This window comes from Methylobacterium gregans, from assembly GCF_022179245.1.
Classification (GTDB): Bacteria; Pseudomonadota; Alphaproteobacteria; order Rhizobiales; family Beijerinckiaceae; genus Methylobacterium; species Methylobacterium gregans.
The window spans coordinates 1-23,578 of the sequence record NZ_BPQM01000134.1 but is presented as its reverse complement, the minus strand read 5'-3'; the positions used below and the strand labels follow the sequence as shown (position 1 = coordinate 23,578).

The 23,578-nt window shown below is 72.7% G+C and carries 25 protein-coding genes and 1 pseudogene; 13 read left to right on the top strand and 13 right to left on the bottom strand.

The features are described from left to right. Positions 1-164, bottom strand: a pseudogene (locus MFF54_RS23290) (methyltransferase type 11); the annotation flags it as partial. 124 nt (positions 165-288) lie between these two features. Further along, on the bottom strand, positions 289-1,887 hold the full coding sequence (locus MFF54_RS23285; RefSeq protein ID WP_238306588.1) for a gamma-glutamyltransferase family protein: 1,599 nt from the start codon (positions 1,885-1,887) through the stop codon (positions 289-291). 150 nt (positions 1,888-2,037) lie between these two features. Here MFF54_RS23285 and MFF54_RS23280 point away from each other — a divergent pair, with 150 nt between their 5' ends. Next, positions 2,038-3,570 (top strand): cation:proton antiporter, encoded by a 1,533-nt coding sequence (locus tag MFF54_RS23280; RefSeq protein ID WP_238306592.1) that lies wholly within the window; start codon positions 2,038-2,040, stop codon positions 3,568-3,570. Here the strand turns inward: MFF54_RS23280 and MFF54_RS23275 are convergent. Next, a complete protein-coding gene (locus MFF54_RS23275) occupies positions 3,542-4,318 on the bottom strand; it encodes a Crp/Fnr family transcriptional regulator (protein ID WP_238306587.1) in 777 nt (258 codons plus the stop codon). The genes MFF54_RS23280 and MFF54_RS23275 overlap by 29 nt on opposite strands. A 408-nt stretch (positions 4,319-4,726) precedes the next feature. On the opposite strand from MFF54_RS23275, the gene MFF54_RS23270 reads away from it, so the two are divergent. Then, complete coding sequence (locus MFF54_RS23270) at positions 4,727-5,518, top strand: Crp/Fnr family transcriptional regulator (protein WP_238306586.1); 792 nt, start codon at positions 4,727-4,729, stop codon at positions 5,516-5,518. Beyond that, a complete protein-coding gene (locus MFF54_RS23265; protein ID WP_238306585.1) occupies positions 5,518-5,775 on the top strand; it encodes a DUF6894 family protein in 258 nt (85 codons plus the stop codon). Before MFF54_RS23270 ends, MFF54_RS23265 begins: the two co-directional genes overlap by 1 nt. Positions 5,776-5,817: 42 nt before the next feature. Here MFF54_RS23265 and gshB read toward each other — a convergent pair whose 3' ends face one another. Further along, positions 5,818-6,768, bottom strand: a complete 951-nt coding sequence (gshB, locus tag MFF54_RS23260) for a glutathione synthase (protein WP_238306584.1) — start codon at positions 6,766-6,768, stop codon at positions 5,818-5,820. Between the two features lie 197 nt (positions 6,769-6,965). Then, on the bottom strand, positions 6,966-7,271 hold the full coding sequence (locus tag MFF54_RS23255) for a hypothetical protein (protein WP_238306583.1): 306 nt from the start codon (positions 7,269-7,271) through the stop codon (positions 6,966-6,968). Positions 7,272-7,698: 427 nt separating this feature from the next. Between MFF54_RS23255 and MFF54_RS23250 the strand changes: the two genes are divergently transcribed. Both MFF54_RS23250 and MFF54_RS23245 read left to right on the top strand, forming a co-directional pair. After that, positions 7,699-7,914 carry a hypothetical protein gene (locus tag MFF54_RS23250; protein ID WP_238306582.1) on the top strand — a complete coding sequence of 72 codons (216 nt, stop codon included), beginning with the start codon at positions 7,699-7,701 and terminating at the stop codon, positions 7,912-7,914. A gap of 23 nt (positions 7,915-7,937) precedes the next feature. Further along, positions 7,938-8,759: a hypothetical protein gene (locus MFF54_RS23245; RefSeq protein WP_238306581.1), complete on the top strand. Its 822-nt coding sequence runs from the start codon at positions 7,938-7,940 to the stop codon at positions 8,757-8,759. 28 nt (positions 8,760-8,787) lie between these two features. Here MFF54_RS23245 and MFF54_RS23240 read toward each other — a convergent pair whose 3' ends face one another. From MFF54_RS23240 to MFF54_RS23230, 3 genes are all read right to left on the bottom strand, one after another. Further along, positions 8,788-9,066 carry a 3',5'-cyclic-nucleotide phosphodiesterase gene (locus MFF54_RS23240; RefSeq protein WP_238306591.1) on the bottom strand — a complete coding sequence of 93 codons (279 nt, stop codon included), beginning with the start codon at positions 9,064-9,066 and terminating at the stop codon, positions 8,788-8,790. Positions 9,067-9,259: 193 nt separating this feature from the next. Beyond that, positions 9,260-9,937: a hypothetical protein gene (locus tag MFF54_RS23235; protein WP_370880252.1), complete on the bottom strand. Its 678-nt coding sequence runs from the start codon at positions 9,935-9,937 to the stop codon at positions 9,260-9,262. Positions 9,938-10,082: 145 nt separating this feature from the next. Next, entirely contained in the window at positions 10,083-10,703 is a 621-nt protein-coding gene (locus MFF54_RS23230; RefSeq protein ID WP_238306579.1) for a DUF1134 domain-containing protein, read from the bottom strand. Between the two features lie 470 nt (positions 10,704-11,173). Between MFF54_RS23230 and MFF54_RS23225 the strand changes: the two genes are divergently transcribed. Next, positions 11,174-11,665 (top strand): YHS domain-containing (seleno)protein, encoded by a 492-nt coding sequence (locus tag MFF54_RS23225; RefSeq protein WP_238306578.1) that lies wholly within the window; start codon positions 11,174-11,176, stop codon positions 11,663-11,665. Here MFF54_RS23225 and MFF54_RS23220 read toward each other — a convergent pair. Further along, positions 11,622-12,488 (bottom strand): 3'(2'),5'-bisphosphate nucleotidase CysQ family protein, encoded by an 867-nt coding sequence (locus tag MFF54_RS23220; protein WP_238306577.1) that lies wholly within the window; start codon positions 12,486-12,488, stop codon positions 11,622-11,624. The two genes, MFF54_RS23225 and MFF54_RS23220, sit on opposite strands and share 44 nt — an antisense overlap. A gap of 168 nt (positions 12,489-12,656) precedes the next feature. Here MFF54_RS23220 and chpT point away from each other — a divergent pair, with 168 nt between their 5' ends. The 7 genes from chpT to MFF54_RS23185 all read left to right on the top strand — a co-directional run bounded on the left by chpT (position 12,657) and on the right by MFF54_RS23185 (position 20,494). Next, positions 12,657-13,379, top strand: a complete 723-nt coding sequence (chpT, locus tag MFF54_RS23215; protein ID WP_238306576.1) for a histidine phosphotransferase ChpT — start codon at positions 12,657-12,659, stop codon at positions 13,377-13,379. A gap of 478 nt (positions 13,380-13,857) precedes the next feature. Next, positions 13,858-16,611, top strand: a complete 2,754-nt coding sequence (locus tag MFF54_RS23210) for a hybrid sensor histidine kinase/response regulator (RefSeq protein WP_238306575.1) — start codon at positions 13,858-13,860, stop codon at positions 16,609-16,611. Between the two features lie 55 nt (positions 16,612-16,666). Further along, positions 16,667-17,167 (top strand): chemotaxis protein CheW, encoded by a 501-nt coding sequence (locus MFF54_RS23205; protein WP_238306590.1) that lies wholly within the window; start codon positions 16,667-16,669, stop codon positions 17,165-17,167. 61 nt (positions 17,168-17,228) lie between these two features. Next, complete coding sequence (locus MFF54_RS23200) at positions 17,229-17,609, top strand: response regulator (protein WP_238306574.1); 381 nt, start codon at positions 17,229-17,231, stop codon at positions 17,607-17,609. 188 nt (positions 17,610-17,797) lie between these two features. Next, positions 17,798-19,030 carry a protein-glutamate methylesterase/protein-glutamine glutaminase gene (locus tag MFF54_RS23195; RefSeq protein ID WP_238306573.1) on the top strand — a complete coding sequence of 411 codons (1,233 nt, stop codon included), beginning with the start codon at positions 17,798-17,800 and terminating at the stop codon, positions 19,028-19,030. Next, the gene (locus tag MFF54_RS23190) at positions 19,027-19,974 is read left to right on the top strand and encodes a CheR family methyltransferase (protein WP_238306572.1); all 948 of its coding nucleotides are present in this window, start codon (positions 19,027-19,029) and stop codon (positions 19,972-19,974) included. Before MFF54_RS23195 ends, MFF54_RS23190 begins: the two co-directional genes overlap by 4 nt. A 196-nt stretch (positions 19,975-20,170) precedes the next feature. Further along, positions 20,171-20,494: a hypothetical protein gene (locus tag MFF54_RS23185; RefSeq protein WP_238306571.1), complete on the top strand. Its 324-nt coding sequence runs from the start codon at positions 20,171-20,173 to the stop codon at positions 20,492-20,494. Positions 20,495-20,520: 26 nt separating this feature from the next. Here MFF54_RS23185 and deoA read toward each other — a convergent pair whose 3' ends face one another. From deoA to MFF54_RS23165, 4 genes are all read right to left on the bottom strand, one after another. Beyond that, positions 20,521-21,813, bottom strand: coding sequence for a thymidine phosphorylase (deoA, locus tag MFF54_RS23180; protein ID WP_238306570.1), 1,293 nt, complete (start codon positions 21,811-21,813; stop codon positions 20,521-20,523). Beyond that, positions 21,810-22,544: a deoxyribose-phosphate aldolase gene (deoC, locus tag MFF54_RS23175; protein WP_238306569.1), complete on the bottom strand. Its 735-nt coding sequence runs from the start codon at positions 22,542-22,544 to the stop codon at positions 21,810-21,812. The genes deoA and deoC overlap by 4 nt, the downstream gene beginning before the upstream one ends. Continuing rightward, positions 22,541-23,320 carry a purine-nucleoside phosphorylase gene (locus MFF54_RS23170; protein WP_238306589.1) on the bottom strand — a complete coding sequence of 260 codons (780 nt, stop codon included), beginning with the start codon at positions 23,318-23,320 and terminating at the stop codon, positions 22,541-22,543. Before MFF54_RS23170 ends, deoC begins: the two co-directional genes overlap by 4 nt. 34 nt (positions 23,321-23,354) lie before the next feature. Next, positions 23,355-23,578: cytidine deaminase family protein (locus MFF54_RS23165; protein ID WP_373321213.1), on the bottom strand; the 224-nt coding region annotated here is incomplete at its 5' end.

Sequence of the window (23,578 nt, the reverse complement as noted above, 5' to 3'; positions counted from 1 at the left end):
CCGCAGCCGATGTCGAGCACCTCCGCGTCCGGTGTCAGACCCGCGGCCTCGAACAGCGCGTCGGTCAGCGGCGCGAAGACCGTGTCGAGCACGGCCTGGTTGCGGGCCCAGCGCTGGCCGACCTCGCCGTTCCAGTACGCGGCCTGGCTGATGCCGTCGGCCATCGCGCTCCCCCTCCGACCTTGGTCAGGCGATCCTCGGCCCGATCGCGCCGGGCCGCAAGGCTGGAGCGCGCTCCGCCGAAGTGGACGCCGGTTCGGCGCAAGAGAGCGCGTCGAAACAAGGGCTCTAGAGCCCCAGCGCGCCGCCGTCCGAGCGCGGATCGTGCGTCGCCGCGATCCGGCCGTCGCGCGGGTCGCGCACCAGCATGCCGGCGTGGCCGAGCGAGTCGGTGTAGGGAAATCCGAGCTCCTCGATCTCGTGGCCGAGGCGGCGCAGCGCCGCGATGCAGCCGGGATCGAAACGGTTCTCCACCTTCACGCTGAGGGAGGGCGCGCCCCAGGTGCGCCCGTAGAGGAGGCGTGGCGCGTCTACGGCGTCGGCAACCGACATTCCGTAATCGGCGTATCGCGAAAAAATCTGGGCCTGGAATTGCGGCTGCCCGTCGCCGCCCATGCTGCCGTAGCTCATCACCCGGCCGTCGTCGAAGCAGGCGAGCGCGGGGATCAGCGTGTGGAACGGGCGCCGGCCCGGCTCCAGCGGGTTCACGGCGTCCGGATCGAGGGAGAAGGACATGCCGCGGTTCTGCCAGCACAGCCCGGTCGCGGGCAGCACCGTGCCGGAGCCGTACTCCCAGTAGACCGACTGGATGTAGGAGACGGCGAGGCCCTCGCCGTCGATCGCCCCCATCCAGACCGTGTCGCCGTGGCCGGGCCGGGGCAGCGTCACGGTGGCCGCGCGCCGCATGTCGATCTGCGCCGCCTCGCGGGCAAGGCGCTCGGGGGTGAGGTAGGCCGCCGGATCGTGGCGCAGGCGGTCGAAATCGGTGACGACGCGGTCGCGGACCGCGAAGGCCCGCTTCGTCGCCTCGATCAGGCCGTGATAGTGGGCCGGCGTCTCGGGCTCGGCCACGTTCAGGCGGTCGAAGATGCCGAGGATCATCAGCGCGGCGAGCCCCTGGGTCGGGGGCGGGAAGTTGTAGAGCGTGGCGTCCCGCCGCCGGATCGACAGGGGCGCCCGCTCGGCGGGGGCGAAGCCCGCGAGGTCCGCCCGCGTGATCGGCGCGCCGAGGCGTTCGAGGTCGGCGGCGATCTCGCGGCCGACATCGCCGCGGTAGAAGTCGGAGAGGCCCGCATGGGCGAGCTGCTCCAGGGTCGCGGCGAGCTTCGGCAGCGCGCGGATCTCGCCGGCCGGAAAGGGCTTGCCCTCCTTCAGGAAGGTCGCTGCGAAGTTCGGGGCGTCGTGGAGCGTGTCGAGTTCCTGGGGCACGTAGCGCGCCTCCGAGGGCGAGACCGGCACGCCGCCCCGGGCCTGGGCGATCGCGTCGGCGAGCAGCGTCCCCAGCGGCAGTCGTCCGCCGAGCGCCCGCGACAGCTCGAGCGCGAGGCGCCAGCCGCCGACCGCGCCGGCCACCGTCACCATCGCGTCCGGGCCGCGGGCGGGGATCGCATCGTAGCCCCGCTCCCGGTAGCGGGCGATCGTCGCTTGGGCGCCCGCCGGACCGCAGGCCTCGAAGGCGCGCACGCGGCCGCCACGCTCGCGCACCAGCCAGAACCCGTCGCCGCCGAGGCCGTTCATGTGCGGGTAGACCACGGCGATCGAGGCCGCCATCGCGACCATCGCCTCGAGGGCGTTGCCGCCCTGCGCCAGCACGGTCTGGCCAGCCTGGGCCGCGAGGCTGTGGGGCGCGGCGACGGCGCCGTGGGCGAAGACGGGTGTCTCGGGCATCTCGTGTCCTAAGGGTGGGCATCGCACGGGTTAGAGGCGGGCACGCCGCCTGCAAAGCCCGGACCGTATCCGGGCGCAAACCGCAACCTTCAATTGTGGCCCACCGTGCCGCAGGCGGAACGCTTGGCGTCTCCTGCCTCTTTCCCGCGCATGGTGATCTTCGAATGGATCGTCGCCGTGCTGTTCGGCGCGGTCCTGCTCGCCGCGCTGGCCCGCCGCCTCGGCGCACCCTATCCGGCCTTCCTGGCGCTCGGCGGCGCGGCGCTCGCCTTTGTGCCCGGCGTGCCGGACCTCACCCTCGACCCGGAACTTGCGCTCGCGCTGTTCCTGGCGCCCGTCCTGCTCGATGCCGGCTACGACACCTCGCTGCGCGACCTGAAGGCGAACTGGCGGCCGATCGGCGGCCTGGCGCTGGGAGCGGTCGCGGCGACCACGGCGGCAGTCGCCCTCGTCACGCATCTGCTGATCCCCGGGATGCCGATCGCCGCCTGCATCGTGCTCGGCGCGATCGTGGCGCCGCCGGACGCCGTCGCGGCGCTCTCGGTTCTGCGGCACGTCACCCTGCCGCACCGGCTCACCACCATCCTGCGCGGCGAGAGCCTGCTCAACGATGCCGGCTCGCTCATGATCTACCGGCTCGGCGTGGCGGCGGCCGCCGCCGGCAGCTTCGATCCCGGCAAGGTGGCGCCGGCCTTCCTGCTCGGCGTGGTCGCCAGCCTGGTCGCCGGCCCGCTGCTCGCCCGCGTCTTCGTGATGATCGCCCCCCGCTTCCCCGACGCGGCGAGCGCCATCGTGATGCAGTTCGTCGCAGCGTTCGGGATCTGGCTCGTGGCCGAGCGGATGGAATTGTCCGGCGTGCTCACCGTGGTCAGCTTCGCGATCACGGTGGCGCGCTACAGCCCCGGCATCACCGCCCCGCGCACGCGCATCGTCTCCTACGCGGTCTGGGAGACGGCGGTCTTCGTGCTCAACGTCCTGGCCTTCGTGCTGGTCGGCCTGCAGATCGGTCCCATCCTCGACCGGCTCGCCGGGGACGAGCAGAGCCGTGCTCTGGTTCTCGCGGCGGCGGTCTTCGCCACCGTGATCGTGGTACGGCTGCTCTGGGTGCTGCCGGCCAACGGGCTGCGCGGGCGGGCCCGCGGGCGGGACAGCTCGACCGGCTTCAAACCCGCCCTCGCGATCTCCTGGGCCGGGATGCGCGGCATCGTCACCATCGCCACCGCGCTCGCCCTGCCGCACGACTTCCCCGAGCGCGACCTGATCCTGTTCACGGCCTTCTGCACGGTGCTCGGCACGCTGACGGTGCAGGGGCTGACGCTTAAGCCGCTGCTGCGCCGGCTGGGTCTGGAGGACGATGACCCGGTGGGCATCGAGACGGGGCAGGCGCGGGCAGAGGCCTACGCCGCCGCCCTCGACAGCCTGAAGGAGACGGGCGAGGACGGCGCCGCCGAAGCGCTGCGGGCCGAGTTCGCGGCGGCGCTCGCGGAGGCCGAGAGCCACGAGCAGGGCATCGCGCCGGAATCGCTGCCCGCGGACGCCGCCCGGCGGCGCGCCATCGCGGCGGCCCGCGACACGGTGCTGCGCCTGCGCCGGGAAGGGCGCATCGGCGACGACGCCTATTATCGGCTGGAGGAGGAGTTCGACTGGGCCGAGCTCAATGCGACGCCGCGGGCCGAGGCGTGAGAGGGGGCATGATCAGTCGGGCATAGGCCGCCTCCGGCGCGCCGTAGCTGCCGTGGGTCAGCGCCTCAAGGCCGCCGCGGTCGAGGATCAGCACGCGCTTGCGCCGGTTGCGGATGAGGGCTGCCCCCTCCAGGCTCTGCAGCGCCAGGGTGACGCCCGCCCGCTGCACGCCCAGCATTATCGACAGGAACTCGTGGGTGAGGGCGAGCTCGTCGTCCTCGACCCGGTCGTGGCACATCAGCAGCCAGCGCGCGAGGCGGCTCTCCAGGTTCAGCGCTGCGTGCGCGTAGGCGGTCTCGCCGACCTGGAGCAGCTGGGTCTGAACATAGGCGAGGAGCGTCGTCCGCAAGCTCGCACTCTCGTCCGCCGCCGCGCGGAGCGCCGGGGTCGCGACGGCAAGGCCGGAGCCCGCCATCTGCACCACCTGGGTCTGCGAGGTCACCGCATCCGCGAGGAGTACGGGCGCGGCGCCCACAAAACCCTCGCGGCCCACGAGCCCGATCTCGACGCGCTGCTGACCGTGCGTGGTCGCGACCGAGACGAAGCCGGCCTCCGGGAAGACGCAGACCGTGATCGGAGCGTTCGGCGCGATCAGCGGATACCCGAGCGGGAGCGCGATGGGCCGCAGATGCGGCGCGAGGCGCGCGAAGGCGGCCGGATCGAGCGCGCGCAGCAGCCGGTTGCTGACCTCTGATTGACGCGGTATCGCGGTCTCATCCCCACCGTGTGCGGAGCTGATCACAGGCATCACGTTTCGGTAATCTTGATCTGGTGCGTGTGACCTCACTACGGACAGCATCCGTCGAGGCCGGAATTCACTAGCAGAGCGAAATATTCATGAACTAATCCATGTTAAGACTTGAGCGCCTGTCCTCATTGTTTCGGGGGCGCCTTTCTGTGCGGTATCGAACAAAACGGTTCCTGCCACTGGTGCAGCCCAGTTGGCCTTCCTACAACCGCTGGATGAAGTTGGGCGGGTTCAGAGAGGGAAAGCACGGGGCCGGACCGGCGTGGCGCGCCGCGTTCGGAGACCGAATTCCGGCAGGCGGTCCCGAGATCCCGGACGCATGAGACCGTCGTTCGGTACAGGGCGGCCCCGCTGGGGCCCACGCGGTCGCGGCCCGAGCCGCTCCGGAACCGCAGGGGGCGCGTCGTGATGGACGCGTTCCCCGGCGATCTGCCGGCCCCGCGCCTCGCCCCGGAGACGGACGCCGCCGACATGCTGGCGCGCAAGCTCGGCGGCTTCGTCGATCTCGATGCCGCCGACCGGGCCGTACTGGAGCGGGTCTGCGGGCGGGCGCGCCGTTATGCCGGGCAGACCGACCTGCTGCGGCAGGGCGAGGTACCGGACGCGGTGATCGCGGTGTTGCGCGGCTTCGTCTGCCGCGGCCGTCACCGGCCGAACGGCGCCTGCCAGATCCTCGCCTATCTTTTGCCAGGCGACATCTGCGGTCCCGATTTCAGCGATCTGCGGCCGATGGACCACGTGGTGACCACGCTCTCGGCCTGCCTCGTCGCGCGCATCCCGCGCGAGGTCTTCCTGGCCATGATCGACCGGCATCCCAACATCGCGCGGGCGCTGCGCATCGCGCGCAGCGTCGACGAGGCGGTCGCGCGGGAATGGCTCGTCAGCGTCGGACGCCGCTCCGCACGCGAGCGTCTCGCGCACCTGTTCTGCGAGCTGTCGGTGCGGCTCGGGGCGGTCGGCCTCGCGGGCGCGGACGGCTACGAGCTGCCGCTGACACAGGTGGCGCTCTCCGACACCGTGGCGCTCACCAGCGTCCACGTGAACCGCACCCTGCGGGAGATGCGGCGCGACGGACTGATCGAACTGAAGGGGCGGCGCCTCCTCATCCTCGACGCGGAGCGGCTGCGGGCGGAGGCCGAGTTCGACGCCGCCTATCTGCGGCAGGCGGGCCCGCCCGCGCACAGGAACGAGGGGGGCTGATGCCGCGCTTCTTCATCGACACCGACGACGGCGACCGGCTCGACCGGGACGAGGAGGGCTACGACCTCTCCGACAGCGCCGCCGCGCGCATCGAGGCGATCGGCGCCCTGCCGGACCTCGCGCGCTCGCAGATCCCGGACGGAGACCGGCGCATCTTCACGGTCCGGGTGCGCGATGCGGACGGCACGCCGGTCTACGAGGCTACCCTGACCCTGGAAGGGCGCTGGCTCGAGCCGGCGCGGGTGGCCGAGACCTGAGCGATCAAGGGGCCGAAGGGGCCTGGAGGCGCGCTCCAGCGCTCAGCCCCGGGCCGCCAGCCGCGCCTCGATCGCGTTCCAGACCGCGACCGCGAGATCCGGGCCGCCAAGGCGGCGGATCGCCCGGATGCCGGTCGGCGAGGTCACGTTGATCTCGGTGAGGTGCCCGTCGATCACGTCGATGCCGACGAGAATCAGGCCGCGCCGCTTGAGCTCCGGCCCGATCATTGCGCAGATCTCGCGCTCGCGCTCGGTCAAGTCCGAGGCCGCGGCCGCCCCGCCCCGCACCATGTTGGAGCGGATGTCGTTCTGCGCCGGCACCCGGTTGATCGCGCCCATCGGCTCGCCGTCGACCAGGATGATGCGCTTGTCGCCCTCGGTGATCCGCTCCAGGAAACGCTGCACCACCCAGGCCTCCCGGAACGTCGCGGCGAAGAGGTCGTACATCGAGCCGAAATTCGGGTCGGTCTCCGAGACGCGGAACACTGCCGCACCCCCGTGGCCGTGCAGCGGCTTCATGACGATCGTGCCGTGCTCGCGCCGGAACGCCTCGATCTCCGCCTTGTCCCGGGTGATCAGCGTCGGGGGCATCAGCTCGGGGAAGTCGAGGACGAAGAGCTTCTCCGGCGCGTTGCGCACCTCGGCGGGGTTGTTCACCACCAGCGTCTTCGGGTGGATCCGCTCCAGCATGTGGGTGGCCGTAACGTAGGCCATGTCGAAGGGCGGGTCCTGGCGCATCAGCACCACGTCGACCTCGGAGAGGTCGATGCGCTCGATTGCCCCGAGCGTGGCGTGGGCGCCCTCGACGTCCTGCACGGTAAGCGGCTCGACCCGGGCGGTGACGCGCCGTCCCTGCAGCGAGAGCCGGTCGGGCGTGTAGTAGAGCAGGCGGTGGCCGCGGGCCTGCGCCTCAAGCAGCAGGGCGAAGGTGGTGTCCCCGGCGATCCGGATCGCCTGGATCGGGTCCATCTGGACCGCCACGGTGAGCGCCATGTCGGGGCCTTGTCGGTTTGTCCGCCACGGGAGGCGGGAACGGAGGAGGCCGCCTGCATACGCCCTCCGCCGCCGTAGGGGCTACCGGATTCGTGGACGGTTTCGTGGGCTCTCCCGCCGCCTTGCGGCCGGGGGATATCAGGCCGCGGCGTTCCCGCCGCGACCGTGGGGATGGGCGGGCTCTCGAACCGCCGCTCTCAATCCTCGGGCATCGATTTGCCGCCGGTGCGCCGGTCGTAGTCGCCGATCGCGGCGCGGCACTCCGGCGAGAGGCGCTTGCGGTTGCGCGTCATGCAGCGCTCGGCGTCCGGGCTGTTCGGATCGACGCCGACGCAGAGGCGGAAATAATCGTTCGCGCAGCCGAGCTGCAGGCCCTGGTCCTCGCGCTGGGCCGCGGCCGGACCCGCCGTAACGGCGGCGAGGGCGAGACCGAGGGACAGGATCGCGAGGGAAGCGGGCCGGCGCCGTGCCGTGCGCGTGAGGGTTGCCGTGTCCAGTCGCATCCAGCCGTGTCCTTGTCTGTCCATCCCGAAGCGTCGTTCGCGCGTGGCCCGGCATATCGGGCCGCGCCGCCGCTAGGCAAGCGCCGGGACCTGCGACGGTTCCGTGCCGTCGCTGCCGGGCCGCCCGCGCGGGCGATCTGGATTTCGATCGAGAAGTCCGGCGAGAAGAAGGCCACTGCACCGAGCGGAGCGCGCACAAGAAAATGGCCCCACCGGTCAAGGGGCAGGGCCAAGTCAAGGGAGGAAATGCCCGCCATGGGCGCGAAACGTTACGCAAGACCCGCGCCAGTTCCGAGGTTGGCGGCGTCAAGGCTCCGTTAACCATCCCGTGCTGATCTTCCCCGCGACGATCCGACAGGCCTGACCCCTTGCCGACGCCCCTTCGGGAGGACCCGGGCGGACAGCCTCGAAGCCGACAGGTGCCCCGATGCAGCTCTCGACCTACCTCGCCCCACCCCCGACGCCGCTGCGCGCCGCCAACGAGGCCGTGCCCGGCCCTGAGCCGCTGCGCGACGCCCGGCCCGACGCCGCTGTGCTGCCGTTCCGGCCGCTCGCGCGCCGACACCGCCGCCTGGCCGAGACGCACGAGCGCCGCGGCGAGATCCTGCTCTTCCTCGGCGTGCGCTACAGCCGCGCCTCCTGAAACCGACGAACGGGACCGCTCCCATGGACAGGGCGTACCGGATCCGGGACCGCCTGCGCCGCAGCGTCGCAGGGCGGCCCGCGCGCGCGCTGCTGCTGCCCGTGCTCCTGCTCGCGGCCTGCGCCCAGGAGGGCGATTTCGGCCGCCCCAAGGCTGGGGCCTGGAACAGCCTCGTCGCGACCACCGGGACGCTGGCTGCCCGCGAGCGCGGCGAGAGCGCCGCGCTGCTGCCGCTCACCGATGACGAGCGCCTGCTGCGCGACCGCGCTTGGCGCTTCCTGATGCCGGCCGCGCCCGAACAGGCGTTTCGCGACGTGCTGGGAAATCTGAGCCGGACGCGGGTTCTGCCGCCCGGCCTGTTCGTGCGGGACGTGGCCGCCTACCACGACGGGCTGGTGGCCGCGCCGACGCGCTCGCAGGTGCCGCTCTACCGGAGGCTCGCCGAGGATGCGGGCGCCGATGCGCGCTTGATCCCGGCCTTCGCCGCCACCGCGTCGCTCGTTATCGCAGCGGACGGGCGCCGCCTCGCCGGCTTGCCCTTCGCCCGCACCCTCGACGACTGGGACGTGCGGCAGGCCGCCATACGGGTCGCCGAGAACCGCTGCCTGATCGCCTGGGTGCGCCTGGAGACGGGCGCGCGGGTGGGGCGCTACCGCTACGCCCTGGAGCACCTCTTTGCGGCGCTGCCCGCTAACGACGGTGTCCAGGCGGAGCGCGCCATCGCGGTGCTGGCGGAGCGGCGAGCCCTGCTCGAACCGCTCCTGCCCCCGGACGCCGCGCTCCGATGCGGGCTCGCGCCGGACGAGGCGGTCGCCGCCGCCCCGGCGCTCGTCGTGAAGGATTGAGGCCCGGATCGGGCCGGATCGGGCGGCCTCAGCCGCGCTTGCCGCCCTTCGGGTTCTGGGTCGCTTGGTAGGCGTCGATCGCCCGGCGGCAGTTCTCCGACAGCGACTTCCAGTTCTTCTCGAAGCAGACGTCCAGGGCCGGATCCTCGGGCGCGAGGTTGCCGCAGTAGTTCAGGTAGTCCCCGGTGCAGTACTTCTTCAGCGTCTCGTTGCCGCGCCGCGTCTGCTGTGCCTGCTCCGCGGCGGCGGGCAGGCTGACGGCGGCGACGCCGAGCGCGAGGGCGAGGGTCGTCAGCTTCAGGGCCATGGTGGCTCGTTCCATCTCGATTGCCGGAGGATGACGCTCCGATGATGCCTTTGCGTGGTCGAAACAAGGCGTCGCGTGCGCGATTCTGCACGCGGAAAGCCTATGACGGGGCGTAGCGTTCCGGATCGTATCGGGGAAGCCGCGTGGACCGGCGATGAGCCTGGCCATGAGCCCAGTCATGAGCCCTCCGAGTTCAGCCGCGCGCGGCCGAGAAGGCGCCGGCCACGGGCAGCCGTTCCTGGGCGGGCGCCAGACTGTCGGCCAATTCCGCGATGCGGGTGCGCAACTCCGCGTTCTCGCGCTCGACCACGCTCTCGCGCGCCGACAGCGCCTGGGCGAGGGCGTCCTCTGCGGCGGAGAGACGGGCCAGCAGCACCGCCCGCTCTCCGGGCTCGTCCGCGGAATCCGGAGCGTCCGCGGGACGCGCCCGGCGGGCGGCGAGCAGGCTGTCGAGCAGGTCGGCATGCGCCTCCTCCAGGGCCCGCAGGGTGGCGAGGCTCGCAGCACACTCGCCCAGCGCGGTCTCCAGCGCGCCCTCCAGCCGGGCCTTTTGCGCCAGCCCCTCCGCCACCTCGCCCTCGCGCCGCGTGAGGTCGCGGGCGAGCCGGGCGGCCTCCATGGTGCGCGCGCCGATGGCCGCCATGTCGGCCTGACGTCGTGCCCGCACCGTCTCGACCGTGCGCTCGAGCCGCCGCTGCTGGACCGCGAAGCGGGCGCGCAGGAAGTCGCGCTCGGCCGCGATCTCGGCAGGGGCGAGCGGCACCAGCGCCTCGGCCCGGCGCCGGGCGAGGCGCGCCGCGCGGGCGTTCAGCACCGGCAGGAGCAGGAGTCCGCCGAGGCTCGCGGCCAGAAAGCCGAGAGCGAAGATCATCAGGGTTTCGATCACGCGTGGAACCGCTCGACGACCGGGTCCCGCCGGACCCGCCACATACGTCCCCCCATACTAGAGAAGGGCGCGCGCCCGGGCCAGCCCGCCGGACGACTCCCGGTTGTGGGCGCCCTCGCGCGGGACGGGATCAGAACGGGTTCCAGGTCGGCTGGTCGGTGAACTTGAGATAGCCGACATTGATGCCGAGCCGGGCGCCGACGCCGCTGCGGATCGGCACCACCACGACGTCGTCGTTGACGACCGCCGTCATGCCGAAGCCGCCGATGAAGTAGGCCGAGCCGTTTACGCCCCCATAGCGCCGGTAGAGGCTGCGCACGGAGGGCAGGTTGTAGACCAGCATCATGGTGCGGGCGCCGTCGCCGCCGACGTCGAAGCCGAGGGAGGGGCCCTGCCAGTAGACGCGCCGCTGACCGGCATTGCGGGTGTAGAGCGTGCCCTCGCCGTAGCGCACGCCGCCCACGATGGCGCCGGAGGCCTCCTGGCCCAGGATGTAGCCGTTCGGCTGGCCCCAGCGCCGGGTCGCCTCCTCGACGGTCAGCGCGAGCCCGCGCGAGACCGAGCCGAAGAAGCGGTGGCCGTTGTCGATGATCTCGCCGGGGCGGAAGGCTTCGGGCATGCCGTCGCCCGCGGCGCCGCGACCCTGCGCCGCGGCCAGTCCGGTGCCGGCGAGCACGAGGCCCGCGGCGAGGGCCGCCATACGTCCGAGCGTCCGGCGTCGGGCCGCGCTGTGGGGATTGGCTGCCGTCATGGATCCTCCTCCGCCGATCGTTGCGGCTCCTCGCGTCGTGATTCGGCGCCATGAATGCGGCAAACCGGGGGTGCGCGAGCGAACCGGGCCGCGCGGCACCGTGCGGCAGTAGAACGGCGACATGGTTAACGGGACGTAACCTCCGATCGCCGGGCCGCCCGATGCGCGCGAGCGGGCCGCGGTGCGGTGGTTCGAGCTCCGCCGAACCGTGATCGCCGGCATCATCGGAGCGAGGTGCTGATCCTGAGGGCCGTTGACCCGTCTGACGGCTTGCCCTCTACAGGATCACGGATCCCGCCGGCAGGGCACGCGACACCGAGCCGATGCGGCAGGGACCGGCGAGCTTCGGGCGGGGCTTGCCGCCGTCGCCTTCGCTGATGCGTGCCGAGGATCGGGGCATCCGGCCTGGAAATGCGTGTTCCATGATCTTGCGGACAAGGCCGCGCGCCGAACCCTGTCCTGACAGGGCGATGGGCCCGACACGCCGTGAACTGTGGCTGCTGACCCTCCTGCCCCTGGGCCCGGCCTGCGCCCCGGGCGTTGCCGGCTCCCCGGCCGAAGACCCTGCCGCGATCCTGGCGCTGCGCGGCTACGACGCGGTGAGCTACTTCCTGCCCGGCGGCCCGCGGGCCGGTGACGCGCGATTCGAGCTGTCCTGGGGCGGACGGGCGTGGCGCTTCGCGAGCGCGGGCAACCGCGCCGCCTTCGCGGCCGGGCCTGAGGCCTACGCGCCGCGTCTCGACGGCCACGACCCGGTCGGCGTGCTCGACGGGCGCCTCGTCGACACCGACCCGCTGGTCTTCGCGCTGCTCGGGGGCCGGCTCTACCTGTTCCGCGACGCGGAGCGCCGAGCGCGGCTCATTGCGGATCCGGGCCTCGCCGACCGGGCCGAAGCGCGCTGGCCGGATCTCGCGCGGCTCATCGAGCCGCTGCCGCGCTCGTTGCCGCGCTCGTTGCCCTGATGGGCAGGGCGATGCGCCCGGCGAGGCGCGGGTCGCCGAGCGCCGCGAAGGCACCGTTGCGGTAGCCGGCCGCGTGGCGCCCGTAGGTGAGCGGACCGCCCCCGGGCGTCACCACGCAGCCGCCCGCCATCGTCACGATATGGTCGCCCGCGGCCGTGTCCCACTCCATGGTCGGACCGCAGCGCACGTAGAGGTCGGCCTCGCCCGCCGCGACGAGCCCGAACTTGACCGCCGAGCCGACCGGGTGCTGCGCGGCCACCGGCAGGGATGCGAGGCAGGCATCGGTTTCTGGATCGCCGTGGCGTCGGCTGCCGAGGGCGACGAGGCCGCTCTCCGGCGCCGGCCGCGCCCGCACCGCGCGGGGCTCGCCGGGGCGCCCGTCCGCGATTCCCGCCTCGAAGGCCAGGGCGCCCGCGTACCAGATCCGCCCGAGGCCGGGGGCGGCGAGCGCAGCGGCGACCGGCCGCGTCCCGGCGATCAGCCCGATGCAGACGGCGTATTCGGGTGTGCCGGCCAGGAACTCGCGCGTGCCGTCCAGCGGGTCGACCAGGAAGAAGCGCGCGGCCGGCGGCCTGTCGTGGCAGGTCTCCTCGGCTACCGCCGGGACGTCCGGGAAGCTCTCGGCGAGCGCGGCCAGGATCAGCGCCTCGGCTTCCACGTCGGCGATGCTGGCGGGCGAGCCGTCCGGCTTCAGGCTGTGGCTGCAGCCACGGGCGTGGTGGTGGCGCAGGATTTCGCCCGCCGCGCAGGCGATCTCGGCGAGCCGCCGAGCGATCCGGTCGCGCTCCGTGCCGTCCATTACGTGCCCGCCCGTCTGCGTCATCGCGCCGTCATGCCCGACCCCGGTCCGGCTGTCGACCGGCTGCCGACCGGAGCGCGCCCGGAGGTCGGTCCGTAACGCTTTCCAAAGCCCTCGTCGGCATCTATCCCGGGCGGTTCACGGCCCGCGAGCCGAATCCGCCGGAACTTTTGAGAACGCCCGGAGCGTGCCATGACCACCGTGAACCTCGAAGCGCTCGATCTGTCCGCGCTGCTCTGCTCCCGCGTCTGTCACGACGTGATCAGCCCGGTCGGCGCCATCGTGAACGGCCTGGAGGTTCTGGAGGACGACCAGGACGAGTCGATGCGCGAATTCGCCCTCGACCTCATCCGCAAGAGCGCCCGGCAGGCCTCGGCACGGCTCCAGTTCGCCCGCATCGCCTTCGGGGCGGCGGGCTCGGCCGGCGCCTCGATCGACCTCGCCGACGCCGAGAAGGTCTCGCGCGGCATGTTCGCCGACGACAAGACCCAGCTCACCTGGAGCGCGCCGCAGGCTCTGTTCCCGAAGAACAAGGTCAAGCTGCTGCTCAACCTCGTGATGATCGCAACCGGCGCGATCCCGCGCGGCGGCCATATCGACGTCGCGGTGACCGGCGACGGCGAGGCGCCGCTGATCGTGCTCAAGGCCAAGGGCTCGCACGCCCGCATCCCGCCCCATGTCGAGGGCCTGATGGCCGGCACCTCCGAGACCGGCACCGTCGACGCGCACGGCATCCTCGCCTTCTACGCGGGCCTCGTGGCGCGCGCCGCCGCCATGGGCGTGACCTTCGCGATCGACGGCGACACGGTGACGATCCGCGCCGAGCCCGACGCCGCCGAGACGCCCGCCGAGACCGAGGCCACGCCGGAGGAGGATCGCCCCTCCGACAGCCCGTCGGACACCGCCCTCGCCTGAGCGCGCCGCGCCGCGGCTCTTCCCAGCGCTCTGCTCCTGGCAGGGTCATGCATCTCGGGCGGCCGTCGTGCTCTTCCTCCTCCCTTGAGGGAGAGGGGCGCGACGGCCGCATCCGGGAAGCCCTCGGCCTGAGGCTGGCCGAACCGCGGAAACCGGTTTCCGCCGCTCAATTGCAACGGAAACGGGAAATCATTCGGTTTCACACGCAGTATGCCCGTATTTCGGCGTCGAACGTTCCGAAGATCCGAGTTCAGCGTCTGGTTCTGTGTCCGGGCGAGCGTCGCATTGCGAGATTATTAACCACGTTTGGTCGTCTGGCGGCTGCGAAACCAATTCGAACCGCCCCCGATCTCCGTTTAACCGCCATCAATCTTTCTCGATCGCCTTCGGAGGTACCCCCAAGAAACCTTTTTCTAACCTGACGCGCTCAAGTTGGACCAGCACCGGCACTTGTGCGGGCAAACTCTGAGTATCGCCGATGGACGACCTGCTGCGTGAATTCCTGACCGAGAGCAGTGAGCATCTCGATACGGTCGATACCGAGTTGGTCCGGTTCGAGCAGGATCCCAACAACGAGACCATCCTGCGCAACATCTTCCGCCTGGTGCACACCATCAAGGGCACCTGCGGCTTTCTCGGCCTGCCCCGTCTGGAGGCCTTGGCGCACGCGGCCGAGACCCTGATGGGCCGCTTCCGCGACGGCATGCCGGCCACCGGCGCCTCCGTCACCCTGATCCTCGCGACCCTGGACCGGCTGAAGGCGATCCTGGCCGATCTGGAGATCGCCGGCACCGAGCCCGCCGGCTCCGACGACGACCTGATCGAGGCCCTCGACCGGATGTCCGCAGGCGAGATCCCGGCTGCCCAGACGCAAGCCCCTGTCGCCGCGCCGCCCCCGCCGCCCGAACCCGTCCTGCCGCCCCCCGTCGAGCGCGAGCTGAAGCCCGGCGAGGTCAGCCTGGACGATCTTGAGGCCGCCTTCCTGGCCGCGCCCGGGCCCGACGACGAGCCCGCAACCGTGCCTGCGCCGCTCCCGGTCCCCGCGGCCGCGCCGGTCCTGGCGGCCGCGCCGGCCTCCACGCCCGCACCGGTCGCCGCCGCTCCGGTCGCGGCTTCGGCGCCGGCTCCCGCGGCCGTCCAGAAGGCGGACGCCCCCGCGCCGGCCGCCACCGAGGGCGGCGAGGGCCTGGCCAAGGTCCAGACCATCCGGGTGAACGTCGACACGCTCGAGCACCTGATGACGATGGTCTCGGAACTGGTGCTGACCCGCAACCAGCTCCTCGAGATCGCCCGGCGCCACGAGGATTCGAGCTACAAGGTGCCGCTGCAGCGGCTCAGCCACGTCACCGCCGAGCTGCAGGAGGGCGTCATGAAGACGCGCATGCAGCCCATCGGCAACGCGTGGCAGAAGCTGCCGCGCGTGGTGCGCGACCTCTCGGCCGAACTCGGCAAGCAGATCGAGCTGGTCATGCTCGGCGCCGAGACCGAGCTCGACCGGCAGGTCCTCGACGTGATCAAGGACCCGCTCACCCACATGGTGCGCAACTCCGCCGATCACGGCCTGGAATCGACCGCCGCGCGCGTCGCCGCCGGCAAGCCCGCCCGCGGCACGATCCGGCTCGCCGCCTACCACGAGGGCGGCACGATCACGATCGAGATCGCCGATGACGGCAAGGGCCTCGATCTCGCCGCCATCCGCCGCAAGGCGGTGGAGCGGGGGCTCGCCAGCCAAGGCGACGTCGAGAAGATGACGGACGCCCAGGTCGCCAAGTTCATCTTCCACGCCGGCTTCTCGACGGCCGCCGCCGTCACCTCGGTCTCGGGCCGGGGCGTGGGCATGGACGTGGTCAAGACCAACATCGAGACCATCGGCGGCGTCATCGACATCAACACGCAGGCGGGCCGCGGCACCACCTTCACCATCAAGATCCCGCTGACGCTGGCCATCGTCGCGGCCCTCATCGTGCGGGCCGGCGAGAGCCGCTTCGCGGTGCCGCAGGTGGCGGTGCTGGAACTGGTGCGGGTCGATCCCACTGCCCCCCAGAAGATCGAGCGCATCAACGGCGCGCCGGTGCTGCGCCTGCGCGAGCGCCTGCTGCCGATCGTGACCCTGACGAGCCTGCTCGGGCAGGAGGCCGGCGAGGCCGAGACCCATTCGGGCTTCGTGGTGGTGGCCCAGGTCGGGCGCCAGCGCTTCGGCATCCTCGTCGACGAGGTCTTCCACACGGAGGAGATCGTCGTGAAGCCGATGTCCTCCAAGCTCCGGCACCTCTCGCTGTTTGCCGGCAACACGATCCTGGGCGATGGCGCCGTGGTGCTGATCGTCGACCCGAACGGCGTCGCCCGGCAGGTCAGCCAGAGCACGCAGGCCGGCGCGATCCCGGCCGAGATCGAGGCCGAGGAGGTCGAGGCCGGCGAGGCCAAGACGACGCTGCTCGTCTTCAAGGGCGGCAACGGCGCCTTCAAGGCGGTGCCGCTCTCCCTCGTCACACGCCTGGAGGAGATCGACGCCGCCAAGGTCGAGTGGCTCGGCGGCCGCCCGCTGATCCAGTATCGCGGCCGCCTGATGCCGCTGGTGGTCGCCGACGAGGCGATCCAGATCCGCACCGAGGGCACCCAGGCGCTGGTTGTCTTCTCGGACGGCGAGCGGGCGATGGGCCTCGTGGTCGACCAGATTGTCGACATCGTCGAGGAGCGTCTCGACATCGAGATCGCGGCCGAGCGCTCGGACCTGATCGGCTCGGCGGTGCTGCGGGGCCGGGCCACCGACATCATCAACATCGCCCACTTCCTGCCGCTCGCCTACGACGACTGGGCGCGGGGCTCGCGCCGCCCGACGAAGCTGTCGAAGACCCTGCTGCTCGTCGACGACTCGGCCTTCTTCCGCGACATGCTGACCCCGGTGCTGAAGGCTGCGGGCTTCGGCGTGATCACGGCGGACGGGGCCGAGCGGGCGCTGGCGATCCTCGCCGGCGAGACCCGGGTCGACGTGGTGGTGACGGATCTGGAGATGCCGGGCAGCACCGGCTTCGATCTCGTCGCGGCGATCCGCGGCGCCGGCCAGCCGATCGCCGGCCTGCCCGTGATCGGGCTCTCGTCCGCGGTCGGGGCCGAGACCGTCGACCGGGCGCGCCGCCTCGCGATCAGCGACCTTGTGGCCAAGTTCGACCGCAGCGGCCTGATCGCGGCGCTGGCCGAGATCGAGGCGCCCGCCCTCGCCCAGGCGGCCTGACCCGGTCAGCCGCGCCCACCCCCGTCACGCCCGTTCGGAACGGACTACCGCCATGATGAAGCCCGCCAACAGCAACGCCGCGGCCTCCGCCGCGGCCAAGGACGGCGCCACCCAGGAATTCGTCACCGTCTTCGTCGGCGAGACCATGTTCGGCCTCGCCATCAACCGGGTGCACGACGTGTTCATCCCCACCGGCATAACGCCGGTGCCGCTCGCGCCCCCGGAGATCGTCGGCCTGCTCAACCTGCGCGGGCGCGTCGTCACCGCGATCTGCCTGCGCCGCCGCCTCGGAATGCCGCGGGCGCAGACGCAAGGAGCCGGCATGGCGATCGGCCTGGAGCAGGCAGGCGAGACCTTCGGCCTCGTGGTCGACGGCGTCGGCGAGGTGCTGAAGCTCGGCCCCGACACGCACGAGGCGGTGCCGATCAACCTCGACGCGCGCTGGCGCAACCTCGCGCTCGGCGTGCATCGCCTCGACGGCAAGCTGCTCGTCATCCTCGACGTGGACGGCCTCCTCAGCTTCGGCGCCGAGCGCGCCGAGGCGAGCGCGGCCTGAGCGGGAGGCCGTCATGGGGACCACGCAGGGGACTGCTTTGGGAACAGCCTCGGAGATGACCGTGCCGACCTGCCTCATCGTCGACGATTCCGCTGTGATCCGGAAGGTCGCCCGCCGCATCGTGGAGACCCTCGGCTTCACGGCTGCAGAGGCCGAGGACGGGGCCGAGGGTCTCGAAGCCTGCCGGCAGGCGATGCCGGAGGCGATCCTGCTCGATTGGAACATGCCGAACGTGGACGGCTACAGTTTCCTGCAGGAGGTCCGGCGCATGCCGGACGGCGACCGGCCCAAGATCCTGTTCTGCACCACCGAGAACGATGTCGGGGCGATCGCCCGCGCGCTTCGCGCGGGGGCCGACGAGTACATCATGAAGCCGTTCGACCGTGACATCCTGACGGCCAAGCTCGAACAGGTGGGCGTGCTCCAGGCCGCCGCGGCCTGAGGCGTCCTCCGACTTGTCCTCCGAGGCGCGGCCCCGGGGCCCGGCCGCACCGGTTCCGCGAAGCACCCATCGAGACCCAGCCGTCCGCGCGCGGACGGCACGACCCAACGAACGACGCCCGGACACGCGCCCCGCAGGGAGGAGGCGCCCGGCCCGTCCTCAGCGACCCGTGATCGAGGCGTGAAACGATGCTGGCTGCCCCACTCAACCTCGCGCCGCGCGCGCCGCTCAAGGGGCCGGCCGGCGCTCCCGTCCCCGCTGGGCCGCAGCCCGCGCCGGGCCAGATCCGCGTGCTGATCGCCGACGATTCCGCCGTGGTGCGCGGGCTCGTCGCCCGCTGGATCGGGGAGGCCGGCTTCAACGTCGTCGGCACCGCCTCGAATGGCCGCATCGCGCTGGAGATGATGAGCCGCCACGACCCCGACGTGGTGCTGCTCGATATCGACATGCCGGAGCTCGACGGCACCGAGGCGCTGCCCCGGATGCTCGCCGCGAGCCCGACGCTGCAGGTCGTGATGATGTCGACGCTGACGACCCGCAACGCCGATATCTCGCTCAAATGCCTCGCGCTCGGCGCGGTGGACTACCTCGCCAAGCCCGAGAGCAACCGCGGCGTCACCACGTCGGACGCCTTCCGGGCGGAGCTCGTCGAGCGCGTGCGCCTGTTCGGCGCGGTGCGTGCTCGCGGGCGCCGGTCCGCCCCGGTCTCGGCCCCCGCCTTTCACGAGCCCGCCGCGCCGGCGCCCGCCCCGGCCGTGCCGGCCTCGCCGGCCGCCCCGGTCTCGCGCCTCTCCGCCCCCTTCACGCTGCGGCCGAAGGCGCGGCCGACCACGCCGCGCGTCCTGCTGATCGGCTCCTCGACCGGCGGTCCGCGGGCGGTCAACGAGGTGCTGGAGAAGATCGGGGCCGCGACGCTGCGGCGCCTGCCGACGCTGATCGTGCAGCACATGCCGCCGATCTTCACCGCGGTCTTCGCCGAGCATATCGCCGCCCGCGTCGGCCTCCCGGCCGCGGAGGGCAAGGCCGACGAGCCGCTCCAGCCCGGCCGCATCTACGTGGCGCCGGGCGGGCGCCATATGGGCCTCGTCGGCGGTGCCGGCCGCGAACCCGTGATCCGCCTCGACGACGGGCCCCCGGTGAACTTCTGCCGCCCGGCGGTCGACGTGCTGTTCAAGGACGCCGCCGCGATCTTCGGGCCCGCGACCGCCACGGTCATCCTCACCGGCATGGGCTCGGACGGCACCCATGGGGCGCGCGCCCTGGTCGATGCGGGCGGTCCCGTGCTCGCCCAGGACGAAGCGACCAGCACCGTCTGGGGCATGCCGGGCAGCGTCGCCAAGGCGGGCCTCGCCCAGGCCGTCCTGCCGCTGGCCGAGATCGGCCCGGCGCTCCGCAACCTGATCACGGGGCAGCCGGCATGACCGACAGCGATTTCGAGTTCCTGCGCGGCTTCCTCAAGCAGCGCTCCGGCCTCGCGATGACGGCGGAGAAGCGCTACCTTGTCGAGAGCCGGCTCGGCCCCGTCTGCCGCCGGTTCAACCTCGGCGAGCTGCGCGATCTCGTGGCCGTGCTGAAGCTCGGCCGCGACAGCGCGGCCGAGCGCGCCGTGGTCGAGGCGATGACCACGAACGAGACGTTCTTCTTCCGCGACCGGACGCCGTTCGACCTCTTCCGCGACGTATTGCTGCCGCAGGTGATCGCCCGCAATGCGGCACGGCGCCGGCTGCGGATCTGGTGCGCGGCGGCTTCGACGGGACAGGAGCCCTACTCGCTGGCGATGCTGCTCCAAGAGGCGGCGCCCCGCCTCGCCGGCTGGCAGGTCGAGATCGTGGCGACCGATCTCTCGACCGAGGTGATCGAGCGGGCGAAAGCCGGGACCTACAGCCATTTCGAGGTGCAGCGCGGGCTGCCCGTGCAGTGGCTGATCAAGCATTTCACGCAGGTCGGCGAGAACTGGCAGATCTCCCAGAGCCTCAGGGCGATGGTGGATTACAGGCAGCTCAACCTGCTGAACGCCTTCGACGGGCTCGGCCAGTTCGACGTGGTCTACTGCCGCAACGTGCTGATCTACTTCGACGCGCCGACCAAGGCCGACATCCTCAACCGGATCGCCGCCTGCCTCGCGCCCGAGGGGGCCCTGGTGCTCGGCGCCGCCGAGACCGTGATCGGCCTGACGGACCGGCTCCAGCCGAACCCCGAGCACCGTGGCGTCTACGGCCATCCGTCGCCCGGTCAGCGGACGTCCGCGCCGCCGTTCGCCGCGCCTCTCGCGGCTCCCGCCGCAATGCCGGTTCGGCCGGCCGCGGCGCCGATCCCGGCTCCGGCCTCCGCCCTGGCGCCGCTGCGCGCCGTGGCCGGGCGATAGGCGCCGCCCTGCCGCGGTCGCCCGACCGCGGCAGGGGAGGGGACGTTCGGGCGGCCGTACGGCGCCGCCCTGCGGCCGAGCCGGGCCCGAATCCTGTACGACCGTCTCAGCCGGTGTTCAGGTCGGCGGAACCAGTCTCTCCGTATCGGGCCACGGCACCGCGCCGCCGGCCCCGGACACGATCAGGAGAGCGCCCGTGCAGACCACGCAGCCCGCATCCCGTTCCCTCGGCCGCCGCGCTTTGGCGGCCCTCGCGCTCGCCGGCGCGCTCCTCGCGGCGGCGCCCGCCGCCCAGGCCGCGCCGCTCGCCGCCGCCCCGATCGAGGCAGCGGACGGCCTCACCCCTGTGCAGTACGGCTGGGGCCACCATCACCACCACCGCCCGCACTGGGGTCATCGCCACCATCACCACGGCTGGGGGCATCGCCACTGGGGTCACCGCCACCACGGCTGGGGGCACCGGCACGGGGGCCATCGTGACCACGGCTGGGGTCACCGGCGCCATTACGGCTACTGGTAGGCTGCCCCTGGCCGAGCGGGCCGGACTCAGCCGATCCGCTCCAGCACCGCGGCGCCCTCGGGCGCCGCCTCGCCCGAGCGGTAGGCGGCCCGCAGGGCCGCCTCCGCCCGGTCCGCCGCGTCCGCATCCGCCGCGTGGACGACACCGAGCAGGTCGCCGGCCTCGCCGGGCCGGGCGAGGTCGGTGAAGCCGACCCGCGGGTCGATCCCGTCCTCCGGCCGGGTCCGGCCGCCGCCGAGCCCGATCACCGCGAGTCCGATCTCCCGCGTCGCGATCCCGCTGACCGGTCCGTCCCGGCGCACCGCCCGCACCACGGGAGCGGCCGGCAGGTGCTTGGCCGGCCGCTCCAACAGGTCCGCCGGCCCGCCGAGCGCCGCGACCATCCGGCCGAATAGCTCCGCCGCCCGTCCCGAACCGAGCGCGTCCTCCAGGCGGTCCGAGGCCTTGGACGTCTCCGCGGCGAGCCCGCCCGCCACCAGCATCTCGGCGCCGAGCGCCAGGGTCACCGCGTGGAAGCGCGCTTCCCGCCGCCGCCCGGCGAGATAGTCGATGGCGTAGGCGACCTCGACGGCGTTGCCGGCCGCGGAGGCCAGCGGTGCGTCCATGTCGGTGACGAGCGCGACCGTGCGCAGGCCTGCCCCCGTCGCCACCCCGACGATGCTCTCGGCGAGGGCGCGGGCCTCCGGCATCCCCGCCATGAAGGCGCCCGAGCCGACCTTCACGTCCATGACGAGCCCGTCGAGCCCGGCCGCGAGCTTCTTCGAGAGGATCGAGGCGGTGATCAGGTCGAGGGATTCGACCGTGCCGGTGACGTCGCGGATCGCGTAGAGGCGCCGGTCGGCGGGCGCCAGTTCCGCCGTCTGCCCGATGATGGCGCAGCCGACCGCCCGCACCACGGCCTGGAAGCGCGCCAGCCCCGGCACCGCGTCGTAGCCCGGGATGCTGGCGAGCTTGTCCAGGGTGCCGCCCGTATGGCCGAGCCCCCGCCCCGAGATCATCGGGACGTAGCCGCCGCAGGCCGCCACCATCGCGGCGAGCGGCAGGCTCACCGTATCGCCGATGCCGCCGGTCGAGTGCTTGTCGAGTACGGGGCCGGGCAGGTCCCAGGCGAGCACGGTGCCGGACTCCGTCATCGCCCGGGTCAGCGCCACGCGCTCGGGCAGCGTCAGCCCGCGGAAGAACACCGCCATGCAGAAGGCGGCGGCCTGCCCCTCGGTCACGCGGCCCTCGGTCAGGCCCGCGACGAAGTCCGCGATCTCGGTCGCGTCCAGCCCGAGCCCGTCGCGCTTGCGCCGGATCGTCTCCTGGGGGAGCCTCACGCTGCCGCCTTCGCCGCCGTCAGCGCACCGTAGAGGCTGCTCGCTCCGAGCCGCATCGTCGCCGGTGAGACCCAGCCCGGTCCCATCAGCCGGTCGGCGAGCGCCAGATAGGTCGCGGCGTCGGCGACGCTGCGCAGGCCGCCCGAGACCTTGAGGCCGGCGGGCCGGCCGGACTCCCGGATCGCCGCCAGCATGGTCGCGGCGGCCTCGGGCGTGGCCGAGACCGGGCTCTTGCCGGTCGAGGTCTTGATGAAGTCCGCCCCCGCCTCCAGCGCCAGCCGGCTCGCGGCGGCGATCGTCCCGGGCTCGGCGAGGGTGCCCGTCTCCAGGATCACCTTGAGGCAGGCCGGGCCGCAGACCGCGCGCACGGCCTCGACCATCGCCCGCGCCGCCGCCTCGTCTCCGCGCAGAAGCGCGCGGTAGGGCAGGACGAGATCGATCTCCTGCGCGCCCTCCAGGAGCGTCGCGCGGGTCTCGGCGACGGTAGCCTCCACGTCCTCGCCGCCGGCCGGAAAGTTGACCACCGTGGCGATCCGCACCGCGCTCGTTCCCAGCCGCCGCCGGCAGGCCGGGACGAAGGCCGGCCAGACGCAGACCGCCGCGACAGGGCCCGCCTGCGCATTCTCGCAGAGGGCCGCGATCGTCGCGTCGGTGCAGCTGTCGCCGAGGTCGGTGAGGTCGAGGAGCGGCAGCGCGCGGGCCGCGATGGCGGCGTCGGTCTGAGCGGTCACGGGGCGGTCTCCGGCAGGTCGGCGACGAAGGCCCGGATCAGGCCGGCGAGGTCGTCGGCGGCGGCGCGGGCGGCCGCCTTGGTCTCGGCGTGGTGCGGCGCCCCGCCCGCGATGCCGGCGGCCCAGTTGGTCACTACCGAGACCGCCGCCACGGGCAGGCCGAGGAAGCGCGCCAGGATCACCTCCGGCACCGTCGACATGCCGACGAGATCGGCCCCGAGCCGGCCCGCCATGCGGACCTCCGCGGGGGTCTCGAAGCTCGGGCCGGAGAACCATGCGTAGACGCCCTCGCGCAGGGTCAGACCGCGGGCGGCGGCGGCCCGGGCGAGGCGCGCGCGCAGATCTGGGTCGTAGGCCGCGTTCATCGGCACGAAGCGCGCGTCGTCGTCCTCGCCGATCAGCGGGTTCATCCCCGAGAGGTTGATGTGGTCGGCGAGCAGGACGAGGCTGCCCGGCCCGGCCTCGGGCATCAGCGAGCCGGAGGCGTTGGTGAGGAGCAGCCGCTCGGCACCCAGCGTCCGCAGCACCGTGAGCGGCAGGCGCATCGCGGCGGCCTCTCCCCGCTCGTAGGCGTGGGCGCGTCCCTCCATGACGAGGACGGAGTGCCCGGCGATCCGGCCGCGATGCAGCCGGCCGCCATGGCCGGTCACGCCCGGCCGCGGGAAGCCCGGGATCTCGCCGAAGGACAGGGCGATCGGAGCCTCCAAGAGCTCGGCGACGCGTCCGAGCCCGGTCCCCGTGACGATCGCGCAGGCGTGTGGCCCCCCGAGCCCCATCTCGCGCAGGATCCCTGCCGCCTGCGCGGCCGTCTCAGCCACCGAGGGTTTCCGGACCGAAGGAGGCGGGCAGCAACGCCTCCAGGGTGAAGCTCGCCAGGATGCCGCCGAGCCCCGCGGCGTGGACGGGCGTTGCGCTCTCGGCGAACTCGCGGATGCGCTGGCGGCAGGCGCCGCAGGGCGTTACCGGCCCGTCGCCCTCGCCGAGCACAAGGATCGCGCGGATCCGCGTGCCGCCGGCCGCCACCATCGCGGCGA

What these genes read in the sequence shown, in the direction of transcription:
- MFF54_RS23285 (WP_238306588.1), bottom strand. Translation starts at nt 1,887, where the DNA reads ATGCCCGAGACACCCGTCTTCGCCCACGGCGCCGTCGCCGCGCCCCAC.
- MFF54_RS23280 (WP_238306592.1), top strand. Translation starts at nt 2,038, where the DNA reads ATGGTGATCTTCGAATGGATCGTCGCCGTGCTGTTCGGCGCGGTCCTG.
- MFF54_RS23275 (WP_238306587.1), bottom strand. Translation starts at nt 4,318, where the DNA reads ATGCCTGTGATCAGCTCCGCACACGGTGGGGATGAGACCGCGATACCG.
- MFF54_RS23270 (WP_238306586.1), top strand. Translation starts at nt 4,727, where the DNA reads ATGGACGCGTTCCCCGGCGATCTGCCGGCCCCGCGCCTCGCCCCGGAG.
- MFF54_RS23265 (WP_238306585.1), top strand. Translation starts at nt 5,518, where the DNA reads ATGCCGCGCTTCTTCATCGACACCGACGACGGCGACCGGCTCGACCGG.
- gshB (WP_238306584.1), bottom strand. Translation starts at nt 6,768, where the DNA reads ATGGCGCTCACCGTGGCGGTCCAGATGGACCCGATCCAGGCGATCCGG.
- MFF54_RS23255 (WP_238306583.1), bottom strand. Translation starts at nt 7,271, where the DNA reads ATGCGACTGGACACGGCAACCCTCACGCGCACGGCACGGCGCCGGCCC.
- MFF54_RS23250 (WP_238306582.1), top strand. Translation starts at nt 7,699, where the DNA reads ATGCAGCTCTCGACCTACCTCGCCCCACCCCCGACGCCGCTGCGCGCC.
- MFF54_RS23245 (WP_238306581.1), top strand. Translation starts at nt 7,938, where the DNA reads ATGGACAGGGCGTACCGGATCCGGGACCGCCTGCGCCGCAGCGTCGCA.
- MFF54_RS23240 (WP_238306591.1), bottom strand. Translation starts at nt 9,066, where the DNA reads ATGGCCCTGAAGCTGACGACCCTCGCCCTCGCGCTCGGCGTCGCCGCC.
- MFF54_RS23235 (WP_370880252.1), bottom strand. Translation starts at nt 9,937, where the DNA reads ATGATCTTCGCTCTCGGCTTTCTGGCCGCGAGCCTCGGCGGACTCCTG.
- MFF54_RS23230 (WP_238306579.1), bottom strand. Translation starts at nt 10,703, where the DNA reads ATGACGGCAGCCAATCCCCACAGCGCGGCCCGACGCCGGACGCTCGGA.
- MFF54_RS23225 (WP_238306578.1), top strand. Translation starts at nt 11,174, where the DNA reads ATGGGCCCGACACGCCGTGAACTGTGGCTGCTGACCCTCCTGCCCCTG.
- MFF54_RS23220 (WP_238306577.1), bottom strand. Translation starts at nt 12,488, where the DNA reads ATGACGCAGACGGGCGGGCACGTAATGGACGGCACGGAGCGCGACCGG.
- chpT (WP_238306576.1), top strand. Translation starts at nt 12,657, where the DNA reads ATGACCACCGTGAACCTCGAAGCGCTCGATCTGTCCGCGCTGCTCTGC.
- MFF54_RS23210 (WP_238306575.1), top strand. Translation starts at nt 13,858, where the DNA reads ATGGACGACCTGCTGCGTGAATTCCTGACCGAGAGCAGTGAGCATCTC.
- MFF54_RS23205 (WP_238306590.1), top strand. Translation starts at nt 16,667, where the DNA reads ATGAAGCCCGCCAACAGCAACGCCGCGGCCTCCGCCGCGGCCAAGGAC.
- MFF54_RS23195 (WP_238306573.1), top strand. Translation starts at nt 17,798, where the DNA reads ATGCTGGCTGCCCCACTCAACCTCGCGCCGCGCGCGCCGCTCAAGGGG.
- MFF54_RS23190 (WP_238306572.1), top strand. Translation starts at nt 19,027, where the DNA reads ATGACCGACAGCGATTTCGAGTTCCTGCGCGGCTTCCTCAAGCAGCGC.
- MFF54_RS23170 (WP_238306589.1), bottom strand. Translation starts at nt 23,320, where the DNA reads ATGGGGCTCGGGGGGCCACACGCCTGCGCGATCGTCACGGGGACCGGG.